Consider the following 13,342-nt stretch of genomic DNA (forward strand, 5'->3'; position numbering starts at 1 on the left):
CGTAAGCTCCTAGTTAGAGGTAGCAGTAATATAAACGAGCATCAAGCTTAAGATTCAACCAAACGCTTATAATGGATCTATTTAAACCCTGTAAATATCAATAAAAGCTACTTAAACATTTCGGGGTTATCAGCTTCGGTGATGATATTGTCTTTGGATAAAATAGGCTGTGCCTCGCTGCGAGTAGCCTTTTTGTTATTGGTTCTATTAGATTTGCTAGGTTCAAGGTCATCTGGAATGATGGCTTCGTGATGGTTGTTGTCATGTACAACAATACTGTCTTTGTCATAAGCTTCAGGGACAAAATGCGGGGTTGAGTTATCGCTATGCACTTTATCACGACCTTTTTGCTCATAGTCATGATCTTTATTGTCCGCTGGCGTTTTTTCGCGCGGCGCGCTATGGACGAAGATAGTCGCTAATGGCAAATTAAGTTGCTCTTTGGCATAGCTCTCGGTGTTCTCAAGGCGATCCACTAACAGGCTAAGCCATGGCTTTTGCTGATTATGCTTCATCTCATCCAGCTCATCTTTGATGGGCAACGGATAGGGTAGTGTCCGATAAAAGTCCCATAGCGTCATATTACTCAGATCTTTTTTGAGTACATACTCATCATCTGCGGTCATCGTAATTAGATTGCTATCTTGTAAGTAGTTAATATAGGTATACCATTTTGGCAGCTCTTTACGGCCTAATACTTTACGCAACTCCTGCTCACTGACCGCATCGCCTTCTAGATGACGACTATAAACCAAATTGAGCATATCCAATAAGCTAAGCAAAGGGTGACGCGGGTAGACCTCTTCGGTATCAAAAATCGTCAGGGTATAACTGATCTCCACACCTAATAGAATCAAATTCCAAGACAGGTATATCCATAATAAGAATATTGGTAGCGCGGCAAACGCACCATAAATGGCCTCATAACTGGTAAAGTTAGTCATCACAGTGCCAAAAACGTGCTTGAGCATCTCGAACACAATAGCGACAATAACTCCAGCAAGCGCCGCACTTTTAAAAGGCACCTTTGCCTTAGGTATAAACCAATACATAGCGATAAAGCCAGTCACCGTTATACCGATAGTGACCAGTTGAATCCAAAATGCCCAGTCGATACCATAGCCACCAATTTGACGATTAAGAAAACTCAAACTTTGCACTGCGCTTGAGGCTATAAACGCTGTACCCAACACTAAAGGTCCCAAAGTCACTATGGTCCAATAGCGCAATATACTCTTAAGACCACCTGAGCGATCTTCCACCCGCCAGATTTGGTTAAAGGCGCGCTCAATAGTGGTCAAAGTCACAATAGTGGTGACAAATAAAATCATCGCGCCAATAATAGTTAAGTTAGAGGATTTTTCAGCAAAGCTATTGATGTATTTACTCACCTGCATGCTCGACTGTGGCAGCAAATTGCTATAAATGACTTCATAGATCTGTGCTCGAACTGAAGCGAGTGCAGGTACAGAAGACAAAATCATCAACAGCACTGTCAACATAGGTACGATTGACAGCATCGTTGTATATGTCAATGAAGCGGCCTTCTGCTGACAGTTATCTTCAAAAAAATGCCGTATCAAAAACTTGGTAAACTGAAACCAGCGCTGCTGCAAAAAGGGTAGTTTTTTTAAGGTATTATTCATAGCGGTCATTTAGCAGCAGTAGAGGTACGATAGTGTAACAAAATTATAGCGTTAAATTCTGCTCATAATTTGTGTCAAAATGCATAGTTATCGCTTGCTGTCACTATGATACTTAGATGCTCGTTAGATGACTATTAAGCAGTTAGGAATAAACAGTTAGGAAGTCAATCAGTCACAGCTTTATGTATTAGCTGACAACCCACGCATGGTATAATTAGTGTCTAAGCCTGATAGCTATTTTAAGCTTAACAGCTCCCTCAAAAAGGATTTTATTAATGAGTCAGAATACCCCTTATGTCTTAGTGCTTTATTATTCTAATCATGGTACGACCAAAACGTTAGCTTATGCCATAGCACAAGGTATAGAAGATGCTGGCATGACGGCGCGGATTCGCACAGTGCCGCCCGTAGCTCCTGAAACGACTGCCAGCTCGCCTGCTATTCCAGATGACGGTGATCTGTATTGTACGATGGACGATCTAAAAGACTGTATGGGTCTAGCGCTGGGTAGTCCGACTCATTTTGGCAATATGGCCGCGCCACTGAAGTACTTTTGGGATAATACGGTTACTATTTGGCTGGCGGGTAACCTGCAAAATAAGCCTGCTTCAGTATTTACTGCTACAGGCTCCATGCATGGAGGGCAAGAGACCACGTTACTTACGATGATGCTGCCACTGATCCATCATGGGATGATGATTGTCGGTTTGCCTTATGGTGAGCCTGCGCTCAATCGCACTCAGCGCGGTGGTACGCCTTATGGCGCAAGCCATGTCAGTGGTGCAGGTCATGACCAAAAAGTGACCAATGATGAGCGCGAGTTAGCAGTTGCTCAAGGGTATCGTCTGGCTACTGCAGCGGTCGCTTTGGCCAAAGCTGATTGGCAGCGTTAAGCTACAATAATAAGCTATGTTCGTTGCTGTGAGTAGCAGCGCTTAATTAGGAAGTAGATATCTTTAATGACTAATAAACTCTCTGATAATAAAGCTGACTTAGACATATCAGCGCTGCCCGATACTGATCAAGCTGCCGCAGCCAAGCGGTCTGCTACGATTGGTAAACCACCAGCACGCTCTACTAAGACCAGCAAGCCTATCGCGCCTATGCATAAGCGTTTAGTGATAACTTGGCTGCTATGGTTGGCTTATCGATTGTTAGCTATGCCCTTATTTATTAGCATGGTTAATCCTAATAGCCCTGATATTCTCGGTGGTATTGTTTGGTATGGCTTATGGCTATTACCTGCCTTTATCTTTACGCCTGCGATCTTTAAGGGTAGATCTCCTTATGTACTGCTAGTGGGTAGCATGTTGACTTTGGTTTACCTAGGCGCTAGTGGGGTTACGCTATTTGTTAGACTATATGGTAGCGGTTGGCTTGAGATTTTACTTTATAGTATCGATTTTGCTCTACTGATGCTGATTAATACGTGGTTGTTTTTATTATTAAAGCGTCTACCTTCTATGAATAATGTGATCAAAAAACCTCGCTCTCATTAATTTAAATTTTGTTGTAGTAAAATAAAAAGCGGCGCTCTATATTTAGAGCGCCGCTTTTTTTGTAAAATCCATATTATCTAAGCAAAACTTAATTTACTTTGGTTAATTCTAAATCCATTTTCTTACCATCATTGAATTGGCTTACCTTTACCGGTAGATAATCTAAGCTAGGCGCTAACCAAAAGCTGGTTGAGCGGCTATTATCATCATGGATACGATCAACGCGTACGGTGTCAAAAGTACCAGCAGGAACCGTGATTTTGGCTTTGCCTGAGTTTTTAAACGGGGTTTTTTCAATTTTATCTTTTTTGGCCATATAGTAGTTGCCAGAGAATTTACCATTTAACAAGTCTTGGCGAATTTGTACTTCTAAGCTTAAATCATCAAAGGCTTGCTGCGCCATATTTAGATTAACCGTTTTGCCTTTATAAGTACTAGCCACTTTTTTATTGCCTGAATTAAAGCTGAGGCTGTGAGTACGACCAATTCCAAACAATTTGTAAGTTGTGCTGGCCTGAGTTGGGGCTACATTGTTGCCATTAATGACAAAAGTACTTTTTTGCGAAGCGCTGGCAACTTTAGCGACTAGAGCATTGACATCGTATTTCCAAACGTTGCCTGACTTGCTTAGTGTGCGAGTAGCCACTCCTTTATATTTGTCTTCAACGGTAAAGCTATAATCAGCACTTGAGGGTGCGATAGTTTTTGCGTTAGCGAGAGTCGGGGTAGTCATGCTTAAGGCTCCAATAGCAGCGACACTTGCACCCATTGTTAATGTGGATAAGAGCTTGCTGCGTGTTGTTTGAATAGTAGCGTTCATAAAGCTTCCTTAATGTATTTTTTAATTTATTAGCTATTGTTATAAAGGTATAGGTATAGCTCTTTGCTCAACTCCTATAATGGTCATATCCTGTTACATTTTCAAGAGTGAGCCGCGCTATAGATGTTTAGATGCTGTATGCAATCTTGCCAAAAAGTCTTGAGTCTTGACTATGGGTAACGCCGTGTAAGTAAAGCTACGGGCTAAACTCTAATTATGATAAACAGACACTGTTATTTTGGGGCTGCAGCTTCCTGCTATTGTTCTAGAAATATCACACTTTTAGAGAGTGTTAGACGACGATGGCCAATAATATTGTTGTAATGTTTTTAGCTTTACACTTGAAGATATCTATTATTGCCCCCACTTTTGGGGACAAGCTTAATAGTTATCTTCGCTACGGTGAGTGTCTAAAAACAGTACTAAAAGATAATGATATTAAGACCGCTACATTAAATAATTTTAACCTCAAATAACTAACCTTTTGGAGTCATATTAATGAATATCCGTCCTTTACATGATCGTATCGTAGTCCGCCGCATAGAAGAAGAAACAAAAACAGCGGGTGGCATTTTACTACCTGGTTCAGCCCAAGAAAAGCCGTCACAAGGCGAAGTGTTAGCAACTGGTAATGGTCAAATTCGTGACAATGGCGAGACTCGTGCTTTAGATGTCAAAGCTGGCGATAAAGTATTATTCGGTCAGTATGCTGGTCAAACGGTAAAAGTTGACGGCGAAGAGTTACTTATCATGAAAGAATCTGATGTATTAGGCGTGCTAGAAGCTTAATAGCAGTAATCTTTATCATATTTTAAAAACTATAAATAATTGGAGCAAATCAAAATGGCAAAAGACGTAAAATTCGGTATAGATGCCCGTAAACAAATGATGGACGGCGTAAACGTCCTTGCAAATGCAGTACGAGTAACGCTAGGCCCTAAAGGTCGCAACGTGGTCATCGATAAGTCATTTGGCGCCCCAACCATCACTAAAGATGGTGTTTCAGTTGCCAAAGAAATCGAGCTTGAAAACAAATTTGAAAACATGGGCGCTCAATTGGTTCGTGAAGTCGCTAGCCGTACTAATGATGTTGCTGGTGATGGTACAACCACAGCTACTGTATTGGCTCAGTCAATCTTGCAAGAAGGCATGAAGTCTGTTGCTGCTGGCATGAACCCAATGGATCTGAAACGCGGTATCGATAAAGCGGTTCGCGCGGCTGTTGAGCAAATTCATTTGCTATCAACCCCAGCTGACGATTCAAAAGCGATTGCCCAAGTTGGTTCTATCTCTGCCAACTCAGACACCAAAATTGGTGAACTAATTGCTGAAGCGATGGAAAAAGTCGGTAAGCAAGGTGTTATCACTGTTGAAGAAGGTTCAAGCTTTGAAGATACCTTAGAAGTTGTCGAAGGTATGCAGTTTGACCGTGGTTATATCAGCCCGTATTTTGCTAATAAGCAAGATAGCTTGACCGCTGAATTTGAAAACCCATATATCTTACTAGTTGATAAAAAAATCAGCAATATCCGCGAAATCGTGCCATTACTTGAGCAAGTCATGCAGCAGAGCAAGCCATTGCTGATCATCGCTGAAGACGTAGAAAACGAAGCATTGGCGACATTGGTTGTCAACAACATGCGTGGCGGCTTGAAAACTTGTGCCGTTAAAGCACCAGGTTTTGGCGATCGTCGTAAAGCCATGCTAGAAGATATCGCAACGTTAACTGGCGGTACGGTTATCTCTGAAGAGATTGGTTTGAGCCTTGAGACTGCGACTCTTGAGCAATTGGGTACGGCTAAAAAAGTTACTATCGGTAAAGAAAACACCGTAATCGTTGACGGTGCTGGTAACTCTGCTGATATCGAAAACCGTGTTGAATCTATCAAACGTCAAGTTGAAGAATCAACGTCTGATTACGACAAAGAAAAGCTTCAAGAGCGTATGGCAAAACTAGCTGGCGGCGTTGCCGTTATCAAAGTTGGCGCTGCGACTGAAACTGAAATGAAAGAGAAAAAAGATCGTGTTGACGATGCGCTACATGCGACTCGCGCTGCGGTTGAAGAAGGCGTAGTTCCTGGCGGCGGCGTTGCCTTAGTTCGTGCAATGAATGCATTGTCTGAGCTACGTGGCGACAACGATGACCAAAACGCGGGTATCAATATCCTACGTCGCGCCATGGAAGCACCATTACGTCAAATCGTGACCAACTCAGGCGAAGAAGCCTCAGTAGTGGTTAACGAAGTCAAAAGCGGTAGCGGTAACTACGGTTACAATGCTGCGTCTGGTGAATACGGCGATATGCTTGAGATGGGTATCCTAGATCCAGCTAAAGTTGCTCGTTCAGCACTAGAAAACGCAGCTTCTGTCGCAGGTCTCATGTTGACTACTGAAGTTATGATCACTGATTTACCAGAAAGCGCTGATCCTATGGCTGGCATGGGCGGTGGTGGAATGGGCGGTATGGGCGGTATGGGCGGCATGATGTAATTTATGCTTCATTAATCTGTAAAGCTTAGTAAAGTAAAACCCTGATAGGCGAGAGCTTATTGGGGTTTTTACTTGGAATGTACTACTTATTATTTACTGTAAGGTCAGGAAAAATATCCTGAGTGTTTAGCTCGCTTTTATATTGCTTATTGATCCGAGTCGGTATGAAAGCGTTTATTTACTGAAGCTGATTTACACACTAAATTATTACAGTATTGTGTGCTATTGTAATTTTTTTGAAAAAATGGCATTATACTTTTGTTTATTGAATACTTAGAAATTCAACTAAAAATAAAAGGGATATTCATTGAGAAATAAATTATCTATTACTGTTTTTGCTTTAACTATTAGTTTTGTCATGAGCGGATGTGCAACAAAATCTACTAATATTTCTGCAACTTACGTGTCTCCAAATGAATACGCTAGTTATAGCTGTTCTGCTTTGGAAAATGAAATGAGAGATATATCTCAAAGAGTAGGTACAATTACTGGCCAAGTAGATAAAAAAGCATCAGCTGACGCATGGCAAATGGGTGTTGGTTTAGTACTATTCTGGCCAGTACTTTTCTTTTTAGAAGGAGGTGACGGTACACTTCAATCTGACTACGCCCTTTTAAAAGGTAAGTATGAAGCGGTTTCAACACAGTACAATAGAAAAGGATGTCCTGATATAAATAAAGAAGCCTCTAAAATATAACAAAACCCCGATAGGCTGAGCTTATCGGGGTTTTATTGTGCAAGTTAGATATCTTTTTCAAAAACTACTGACTTGCAGCGTCCCGTCTAAATACCCAAGTCTGATCATCAGACACATCTGCACAATAATAATACCCAGCTAAATCAAATCCCTTAAGCTGCTCAGCATCAGTCAATTTATTATCAGCTGCATATTTCACCATAAGGCCACGGGCTTTTTTAGCATAAAAGCTAATGACTTTATACGTGCCATTTTTCTCATCCTCAAATCTAGGCGTGATAACTTGCGCATCTAATGCCTTTTTCTTGACTGCTTTAAAGTATTCATTTGATGCAAGATTGATCAGCACTTTGTCTTCACTATTTGCCATTTGGGTATTGATAGCATCAGTGATTTTCTCACCCCAAAACTCATAGAGGTTATCACCTTGCTCATTTTTAAGCTTAGTGCCCATCTCTAATCGATACGGTAGCATCAAATCCAAAGGTTTTAGTAGACCATATAGCCCTGACAGAATACCTAAGTGCTCGTTTAGATATAATATGGTCTCTTTATCCATCTCATAGCTGGCAAGCCCGGTATAGACATCGCCATCGAATAGATAAGTCGCAGGCTTAGCATTATCAGAGGTAAAGGGTAGCTGCCACGCTTGATTGCGCTGTGCATTCAATTGTGCTAGATCGTCAGAAATACTCATCAATTCTTGCAAGTCTATCGGATCTTTAGCTTTGAGGTTTTTTATGAGCGCAGCTGAGTCTTCAATAAGGGCGGGCTGACTATAATAATTGCCAAGATTTAATGGCACAGCATCGGTCTCATTTAAGGATTTTGCAGGAGAGAGTACAAAATACATATTTATTCCTTGTTCTGATTATTGTCTTGGTGATTTATTAATATGATATCGCTACCATAGCATAAAGGAGTGAGTCGCTACATTTTCCCCTGCCAAAACCTAAGTTGACTTAAGTATACCTAAGTTTATATGGGTTCTGATTCGGTGATATTGATAGCAATAAAAGGTTTGGATGCAGCAATAAAAGTTATAGTAAAAAGTTTTAACTTAACTTTTTATTTACTTGTGAGTCATCAATAGTCAATGAATAGTACGTCAAGGTATCTCTATAATAAATAAAAATGATGAAACAGCCAAAAGTATTTATTAAATATATGAGATTATGCAGATAGCGGCTATTCTTAGGCGTGAACAAGCTCTGTACTACTAATAATGCCTTTAGTAGGATGTTTCAACAATAAACGGCTATCAATAAGCGACTAATAATAGACGCTAATCAAAATTATTTGTTATAAGGAGACGGTATGAAAATCGGTGTAATCAGTGCAGATCAGACAGACAGTGCTCATGAGAATCGAGTCGCTATCACCCCAGACGCCGTAAAAAAGCTAAGCAAGCTTGGCTTTGAGGTCATTGTACAGGCTGGTGCTGGTCGCGGCGCTTATTATGATGATGCCAGCTATCAAGCCGCTGGCGCTAGCATCGCTGCTACTGCTGCCCAGACGATTGCCGATGTTCGTATCATTACTACTGTTCATGACTTGCCAGCCTCTTTGGTCGAGCAGCTAAGCTTGGGTCAGATTGTTATCGGTATGCTTGATCCTTATCGTAATACCAACCTTGATAGCTATGCGACTAAAGGCGTGACGGCCTATGCTATGGAGCTGCTGCCACGCACTTTGTCACGGGCGCAGAATATGGATGTGCTGTCTTCACAGGCCAATTTGGCAGGTTATAAGGCGGTATTGTTAGCGGCCAACGAATATACCCGACCGTTTCCGATGTTTATGACCTCAGCAGGAACAGTCAAGCCTGCTAAAGTGGTGATATTAGGTGTAGGCGTTGCAGGCCTGCAAGCGATTGCAACCGCTAAACGTTTGGGCGCGGTAGTCGAAGCTAGTGATTTACGCCCGACGGCTCGTGAGCAAGTCGAGTCGCTTGGTGGTAAATGGCTAGATGTACCGATGAGTGAAGCCGAAGCGCAAACCGCTAAGTCTACAGGCGGCTATGCTTGGACACCTTCAGAGCAATATATCAAAGACCAAGCAGCGGTCGTAGACAAAGCCGTGAGTGCAGCCGATATCGTTATTACTACGGCGCAGATACCTGGTCGCCAAGCACCACGACTGATACATCAAGCCACCCTTGCCAAAATGAAAGCAGGCTCAGTCTTGATCGATATGGCTGCAGGTACTGGCGGTAATGTTGAAGGCAGCGTCGCCGATGAAACCATCACTACTGATAATGGGGTGCGTATCGTAGGCGCTGATAATATTCCATCATTGCTAGCCGCCCAGTCATCCGATCTATACGCCAATAATTTGGTGAACTTTATTACTACGCTGATCGCTGAAGTAGAAGGTGAAAGCGCAGCCAATGATTTAACCTTGAATCTAGATATGGATGATGAAATTCAGGGCGCATTAGCCGTGACTTATGACGGTCAAGTACGACTTACTAAACGCTAATTTTTGCTCAAGTTAATGGCTATGATTATTGAATCAAGAGTTATTGAATCAAAAGCATCAAATTAATAGTATTGAATAAATTAAGGAGGATAAAATGATTGCGACCGTTCTAGCAGCATCAACAGCTGGTGACGCCATGGGTAGCACGCCCTTTGTAGCGATTTTTACCATATTTGTACTGGCTATTTTTGTCGGGTACTACGTGGTTTGGGGGGTGACGCCAGCACTGCATACCCCACTGATGGCAGTGACCAATGCGCTCTCTAGTATTGTCATAGTAGGGGCTATGCTACAGACCGTCACCATTGACGGCAGTGCCTTTACCGCAACTAGCTTACTCGGCGCTTTCGCGGTGTTTTTGGCGAGCGTTAATATTTTTGGTGGTTTTGCGGTGACAGAACGGATGCTCTCGATGTTTAGACCCAAACCCAAAAAAGTAATTGTCGCTTCTGATGTTAGTGAGAACGGGAGCGAAGTATGAGTGATTTAACAACATTGATTGCTACTAATGCAGACTGGTTTTACTTAGTAGGCGCTATTTTATTCGTCTTAACCCTGCGTGGTCTATCTAGTCCAAAGACGGCTATCAGAGGTAATCGCTTCGGAATGGCGGCGATGGCTATTGCCATTGTTACGACCTTTTTCTTAGCCGAAGGACCTATACTTTGGATGATTGTCGGCGCTATGGTGCTAGGTGCTATTGTTGGTTTGTGGAAAGCGCGTACGGTGGCGATGACGCAAATGCCAGAGACAGTCGCTTTAATGCATTCCTTCGTAGGTCTAGCTGCAGTCGCTATTGCCTTAGCTACGGTACTGCATACCGAAGTAGCCTATAGCACTGTCACCCGCTTAGAGCTATTTATCGGTTGCTTTATTGGAGCGATTACCTTTTCAGCCTCCTTTTTTGCCTTTGGCAAGCTTGCCGCTAAGAGCTGGGCAAAGACTTTAGTCGGTGCTTGGGTCAAGCCCGTACAGGCGTTGTTATTTATCGCTATGATTGGCTTTGGTGCGGTCTACTTCATGACCGATTCCCTACCTGCCTTTTATGCGATGACAGTACTAGCGATTGTCTTTGGGTGGATGTGGATTGCACCAATCGGTGGCGGTGATATGCCTGTAGTGGTTTCATTACTCAACTCCTTCTCTGGTTGGGCAGCGGCTGGTATTGGCTTTACCCTTGGCAATTCAATGCTCATTATCGCAGGTTCGCTCGTTGGCTCATCAGGTGCGATTCTATCTTATATCATGTGTAAAGCGATGAACCGTTCGTTACTGAACGTCTTGTTTGGCGGTATGGGTACATCAGCGGTAGCGGGCGGCGCGGATGATGGCGCACCAAAGAATTACAAATCAGGCTCAGCTGAAGACGCTGGTTTCTTAATGGCGAATTCGAGTGATGTCATTATCGTACCGGGTTATGGCATGGCGCAAGGTCGCGCACAAAACGCGGTCAAAGAATTATATGAGCTACTAAAAGATGAAGGCGTCAGAGTACGCTTTGCGATCCATCCTGTCGCAGGTCGTATGCCTGGGCATATGAATGTCTTGCTCGCTGAGGCGGATGTGCCTTATGACGATATCATCGAGATGGATGAGATCAACTCTGACTTTGCGGGCACGGATGTGGTGTTAGTGATTGGCGCTAACGATGTCGTCAACCCATCTGCGAAAGAAGATCCAGCGTCACCTATCTTTGGGATGCCAATATTAGAAGTTACCAAAGCGCAAACGGTAATGGTCATCAAACGCTCAATGAATACAGGCTATGCAGGTCTTGATAACAGTCTGTTCTATATGGATAAAACCATGATGATATTTGGTGATGCCAAGAAGATGGTTGAAGAGATGGTACGCAGTATTAACGGCGCTCATTGATTATATTGTCAGTAAGCTTGAGCTAGACCCTAGCGTCTAAGCTCTATACTACTGATAATCGATAGTAATGTTAAGATAGTCGAATAGGCGTTTAGAGTAACGTACAGTAAAAAAGTCACTACGGTGGCTTTTTTGCGTTGAAGGGTTTTGATTTATTTTTTATAACTTTTATCCATACCTAAAAATAATTAGAGAATTATCTATGAATATGTTACTGCGTTTTTTTATTATGACTCATTTACTTAAGCAAGTGCTAAAACAACAGTCGTCAACTAAGAAGTTAACAATAGAAACTCTAAGTGCTCCGATTATAAGTAGCTATCGGGTGTTACCGCATGACATGGGTTTTCGTGATCATCTGCCTAATTATCGCTATTTATCTTTTATAGAGCTGAATATTACTCGTTGGGCTATAACTTGCTGCCATAAAAAGGGTATCAGAAATTTACAGTGGGTCATCGCTATGCAAGAGATGATTTATCTCAAAGAAATCAAATTTTTGAATAAGATGACAGTGAGTAGTGTGCTGGCTGGTTGGGATAAAAAGTACGTTTATTTTGAAACTCGCTTCTTTGTCAAAAACCAATTAATGGGCGTGGGTATGACTAAGTTTGTACTCAAAGACAAGCGCGGCAAAATACATACGCCAACGATTCTAGAGATGGCAGGCGAGCAGTTAACTGAGGTTATTACTACATGGAATGCTCATCAAGTGGCGGTAAAATCTGTAGAGCCGAAACGATAAGCCGATATTGAATGAATTAAAAATGCTAATGAAATAAATGTAGGGTACTTTTTAAGCACCATTATTAAGATCTTATATAGTAAAAGGTGCTTGTAAAGCACCCTACAAAAGCTACAATCGACGCATGAATTTTGTTAGGATAGACATATTATTTTTATCGAACTAAATAGCTTTATTAAGGAGCGATTATGATCCCGCAAAAATTAAAATGGACGGACAGTTTAGATATTGCTATCGAGCTGTATGAGAAATTCCCCGAGACCGATCCGCAATATATACGCTTTACGGACTTGCATCGTTGGGTCACTGAGCTTGAAGGCTTTGATGATGATCCGCAGCGCTCAAATGAAGGTATTTTAGAAGCCATTCAAATGAATTGGATTGATGAGGCGGATTAAATTTATTTAATCATGTTATAGAACCTAAACATCTATTTTAATAATTATAAGTTTAAAATCATAAATTAAAAAACAGGCGCTATTATGAGTTCAGACGTTCAACAGCTAGCAGAAGCAATAAACTGCAAAGGTATTAGCATTCGCACTACCAATAATGCTGAAATCAGCCATGACACAGCAAAGTTAGGTCGGCTCTGGCAAAAGTTTCATCAGAATCATGTTAGCCATTTGGCGCAAGGTGCTGATATTTATGGTATCTATCATAACTATGAGAGCGATGATTTAGTCAGTGCATTCGATGTAGTTGCTAGTTGGAAAGCAGAAGATGAGCAGACGGAGGGCGAGAATGTTCTAAGTGCTGAGAGTGTGCTTAGCGCTGCTCATTCTAGCGATGTTGTATCAGTGACTATCCCTGCTGGTAAGTATTTGGTATTTAGCGAGGAAGGGTATATGCCCAATACGGTAATGAACGCATGGGAGAAGGCGTGGGAATATTTCCATGATCGTGATTGCGAACACACTAGAACTTTCGGTGTCGATTTTGAGCGTTATGTTGAAGGTAATCTAGAGTATGGTCAGGTTGAGCTGTATATTGGGATTGAGTGAGACTGTTAATAAAAGGTAGTTGCTGTAGGGTGGGTTAGCTTAAACGTAACCCACCGATTCGATTGATTTTCCAAAGTCATTGAAA

Annotated in this window: 14 protein-coding genes; 11 read left to right on the top strand and 3 right to left on the bottom strand. The window is 42.0% G+C overall.

The features are described 5' to 3' along the window. Window positions 1-107: 107 nt before the first annotated feature. A complete protein-coding gene (locus ACR63T_RS03235) occupies window positions 108-1,646 on the bottom strand; it encodes a YihY/virulence factor BrkB family protein (protein WP_305899681.1) in 1,539 nt (512 codons plus the stop codon). 275 nt (window positions 1,647-1,921) lie between these two features. Here ACR63T_RS03235 and wrbA point away from each other — a divergent pair, with 275 nt between their 5' ends. After that, window positions 1,922-2,539 (top strand): NAD(P)H:quinone oxidoreductase, encoded by a 618-nt coding sequence (gene wrbA / locus ACR63T_RS03240; protein ID WP_201572208.1) that lies wholly within the window; start codon window positions 1,922-1,924, stop codon window positions 2,537-2,539. A 66-nt stretch (window positions 2,540-2,605) separates the two neighbouring features. Further along, a complete protein-coding gene (locus ACR63T_RS03245; protein WP_318281993.1) occupies window positions 2,606-3,145 on the top strand; it encodes a hypothetical protein in 540 nt (179 codons plus the stop codon). 88 nt (window positions 3,146-3,233) lie between these two features. Here ACR63T_RS03245 and ACR63T_RS03250 read toward each other — a convergent pair whose 3' ends face one another. Beyond that, entirely contained in the window at window positions 3,234-3,965 is a 732-nt protein-coding gene (locus ACR63T_RS03250; protein ID WP_472784751.1) for a DUF3108 domain-containing protein, read from the bottom strand. A 498-nt stretch (window positions 3,966-4,463) separates the two neighbouring features. On the opposite strand from ACR63T_RS03250, the gene ACR63T_RS03255 reads away from it, so the two are divergent. The 3 genes from ACR63T_RS03255 (at window position 4,464) to ACR63T_RS03265 (ending at window position 7,152) form a co-directional block, all read left to right on the top strand. After that, on the top strand, window positions 4,464-4,754 hold the full coding sequence (locus ACR63T_RS03255) for a co-chaperone GroES (RefSeq protein ID WP_201572212.1): 291 nt from the start codon (window positions 4,464-4,466) through the stop codon (window positions 4,752-4,754). Window positions 4,755-4,808: 54 nt separating this feature from the next. After that, entirely contained in the window at window positions 4,809-6,455 is a 1,647-nt protein-coding gene (groL, locus tag ACR63T_RS03260) for a chaperonin GroEL (protein ID WP_305899682.1), read from the top strand. A gap of 307 nt (window positions 6,456-6,762) precedes the next feature. After that, entirely contained in the window at window positions 6,763-7,152 is a 390-nt protein-coding gene (locus ACR63T_RS03265) for a hypothetical protein (RefSeq protein WP_472784752.1), read from the top strand. A 64-nt stretch (window positions 7,153-7,216) separates the two neighbouring features. Here the strand turns inward: ACR63T_RS03265 and yaaA are convergent, their stop codons facing one another. Further along, window positions 7,217-8,005, bottom strand: coding sequence for a peroxide stress protein YaaA (gene yaaA, locus ACR63T_RS03270; protein ID WP_472784753.1), 789 nt, complete (start codon window positions 8,003-8,005; stop codon window positions 7,217-7,219). A 464-nt stretch (window positions 8,006-8,469) separates the two neighbouring features. Between yaaA and ACR63T_RS03275 the strand changes: the two genes are divergently transcribed. From ACR63T_RS03275 to ACR63T_RS03300, 6 genes are all read left to right on the top strand, one after another. Further along, the gene (locus ACR63T_RS03275; RefSeq protein WP_472784754.1) at window positions 8,470-9,633 is read left to right on the top strand and encodes an NAD(P) transhydrogenase subunit alpha; all 1,164 of its coding nucleotides are present in this window, start codon (window positions 8,470-8,472) and stop codon (window positions 9,631-9,633) included. 136 nt (window positions 9,634-9,769) lie between these two features. Continuing rightward, window positions 9,770-10,114 carry a proton-translocating transhydrogenase family protein gene (locus ACR63T_RS03280; protein ID WP_472785221.1) on the top strand — a complete coding sequence of 115 codons (345 nt, stop codon included), beginning with the start codon at window positions 9,770-9,772 and terminating at the stop codon, window positions 10,112-10,114. Continuing rightward, window positions 10,111-11,508, top strand: coding sequence for an NAD(P)(+) transhydrogenase (Re/Si-specific) subunit beta (locus ACR63T_RS03285; RefSeq protein WP_305899686.1), 1,398 nt, complete (start codon window positions 10,111-10,113; stop codon window positions 11,506-11,508). The genes ACR63T_RS03280 and ACR63T_RS03285 overlap by 4 nt, the downstream gene beginning before the upstream one ends. A 202-nt stretch (window positions 11,509-11,710) precedes the next feature. Beyond that, window positions 11,711-12,253: an acyl-CoA thioesterase gene (locus tag ACR63T_RS03290; RefSeq protein ID WP_472784755.1), complete on the top strand. Its 543-nt coding sequence runs from the start codon at window positions 11,711-11,713 to the stop codon at window positions 12,251-12,253. 188 nt (window positions 12,254-12,441) lie between these two features. Then, on the top strand, window positions 12,442-12,651 hold the full coding sequence (gene iscX, locus ACR63T_RS03295; RefSeq protein ID WP_201572234.1) for a Fe-S cluster assembly protein IscX: 210 nt from the start codon (window positions 12,442-12,444) through the stop codon (window positions 12,649-12,651). An 84-nt stretch (window positions 12,652-12,735) separates the two neighbouring features. After that, a complete protein-coding gene (locus ACR63T_RS03300; protein WP_472784756.1) occupies window positions 12,736-13,257 on the top strand; it encodes a GyrI-like domain-containing protein in 522 nt (173 codons plus the stop codon). Window positions 13,258-13,342: the final 85 nt, after the last annotated feature.

Source organism: Psychrobacter sp. M17(2026) (assembly GCF_055699815.1).